This is a genomic window from Accumulibacter sp., assembly GCF_032229525.1.
GTDB lineage: Bacteria > Pseudomonadota > Gammaproteobacteria > Burkholderiales > Rhodocyclaceae > Accumulibacter.
Map to the genome: position 1 here is coordinate 1 of NZ_JAVTWB010000189.1, position 1,756 is coordinate 1,756.

5 protein-coding genes are annotated in these 1,756 nt (G+C 64.6%); 2 read left to right on the forward strand and 3 right to left on the reverse strand.

Annotated features, from left to right (window positions below):
• On the forward strand, positions 1-228 hold a 228-nt coding region (locus RUW20_RS14740; RefSeq protein ID WP_313952987.1), incomplete at its 5' end, for a S1 RNA-binding domain-containing protein.
• Between the two features lie 92 nt (positions 229-320).
• A complete protein-coding gene (locus RUW20_RS14745) occupies positions 321-479 on the forward strand; it encodes a hypothetical protein (RefSeq protein WP_313952988.1) in 159 nt (52 codons plus the stop codon).
• Between the two features lie 19 nt (positions 480-498).
• On the opposite strand, the gene RUW20_RS14750 is transcribed toward RUW20_RS14745, so the two are convergent.
• The 3 genes from RUW20_RS14750 to RUW20_RS14760 all read right to left on the reverse strand — a co-directional run.
• Positions 499-903: a type II toxin-antitoxin system VapC family toxin gene (locus tag RUW20_RS14750; protein ID WP_313953018.1), complete on the reverse strand. Its 405-nt coding sequence runs from the start codon at positions 901-903 to the stop codon at positions 499-501.
• 5 nt (positions 904-908) lie between these two features.
• A complete protein-coding gene (locus RUW20_RS14755; protein WP_313952989.1) occupies positions 909-1,160 on the reverse strand; it encodes a type II toxin-antitoxin system Phd/YefM family antitoxin in 252 nt (83 codons plus the stop codon).
• A gap of 320 nt (positions 1,161-1,480) precedes the next feature.
• Positions 1,481-1,756: Wadjet anti-phage system protein JetD domain-containing protein (locus RUW20_RS14760; RefSeq protein WP_313952990.1), on the reverse strand; the 276-nt coding region annotated here is incomplete at its 5' end.

Genomic DNA, 1,756 nt, shown 5'->3' on the forward strand with positions numbered 1-1,756 from the left:
CCGCGCACCGTCGTCAAGGCCGGCGACGTGGTCAAGGTCAAGGTGCTCGAAGTGGACCTGCCGCGCCAGCGCATTGCGCTCAGCATGCGCCTCGCCGACGACCTGCCGGACACGCCGAAAGCCGGCGGCGCTCCCGCCCCCGCCTCGGCCAAGGCGCGGCAACGCCAGCAAAACCAGCCACAACCGAGTGGCGCCATGGCCAGCGCGTTTGCGCGCCTGAAGCGCTGAAAGTGAAGCGCGAACGACAACAGCAGTGCCGGACAGCGATCGCAAGCGCTGTTCCCGAACGCAGCGGCAACACGGCCGGGACGTGATCCGACTTGGGCGCCAACGCCAAGCCAATCTTCACCGCCTTGACCGCGATTCTCTCCGGGTCCCGTGACCCGGTGCTGGCCGACGACGCGGATCCCAATTGCGACGATGCGGCCGAACTGCTTCTGTTGCTCGAACAACTCGCCACACACGAGGCGTCGAGCTGATCCAGCGGTCCAAGTCGCCTCACTTACTCCAGGGATTGACGACTTCCAGCCCGAGATCGGCATCGTCGCGCACATTGCGAGTCACGAGGCGTAGACCATGCTGCGCCGCCGTTGCGCCGATCAGGCTGTCACCTGCCGGAATTGGGCGGCCTGCCTCGACCATCAAGCGCCCCCAGCAATCGGCGACATGGCTGTCGACCGGCAGAATGCGGCCGCTGAAGAAGGTCGGTAGTTGGACCTCGAGCCAGTCCAAGAGGGCGGTCCGCCGCTCCGAGGCGGCGAGGGTCTGGACACCCTTGCGCCATTCGCCCAGCGTCAACACGCTCAGGAACAGGGTGGAAGCCGGACGCTGCTCACACCATTCCACAACGCCAACATTCGGTCTCTTGCGGCGCAACTCCGAGAGAACGTTGGTATCGAGCAGCTAGCTCATAGCCTCAGCGTCCGCGCGACACTCCGTTTGCGCTCGAAGTCGAGCCCTTCAAGACCGTAGAGTGGCGACTGGCGCAGGAATTCGACGAGCGACTGTCCCTCGCCCGAAAGCCGCTCGAAGTTAGCTCGCGAAACGACAATCGCCACCGACTTGCCGTGCACCGTAATGTCTTGCGGTCCCTCGCTTTCGGCCAGCTTGACCAGCTCCGACAAACGAGCTCTCGCCTGATGTAGTTTCCACGCGCGCATGACGCCCCTCCGCTTCTCTGAGCAGACAGACCTTATTCCAGCTTGGCCGGGGAAACAAGCGAGGCCACGATCGCCGCCGCCCGGCAGAACCCCATCCTCTCAGGTTCTTGCGGAGGCGCTTATCGCGCGGGTCGTCGTGGAACGTGCGCTCGTCATTGCGAGGAGGCGCAGCCGACGCGGCAATCCAGAGGTTTGGCTCTGCGCGTTGTCGGTGCGGGGGCAAAGCAATATGAGGGTGGCACTGGATTGCCGCGTCGGCTTTGCCTCCTCGCAATGACGGTGTCGCGGTGTACGGGACTTGGACGCTCTCCCATGCGCGCTCACGGCAGCGCGACAAGCGCCGCAATCGCCGCTTCCACCCAGCCGAAGCCAATCCTCTCCTGCTCCAGCCGCAGCTTCTTGCGCAGCCGATTGTCGCGCAGGTCGTCGTACAGCGCGCACTCTTCCGGAATCAAGCGCGGCAAGTCGCGCAGCGTCTGCTTGTCTTCCTCACCCCACAGGGTCTCGAAAGCCAGCAGCGTCGCGCGATCCATCAGGAAGGAATCGACGTGGTCGAAGTGCGCACGTAGCTGGTCGAGGATGGCGAAGCCGTGCGT

Excerpts from the sequence above, each read along its gene's own strand:
- RUW20_RS14755 (WP_313952989.1), bottom strand. The coding sequence starts at position 1,160 with ATGCGCGCGTGGAAACTACATCAGGCGAGAGCTCGTTTGTCGGAGCTG.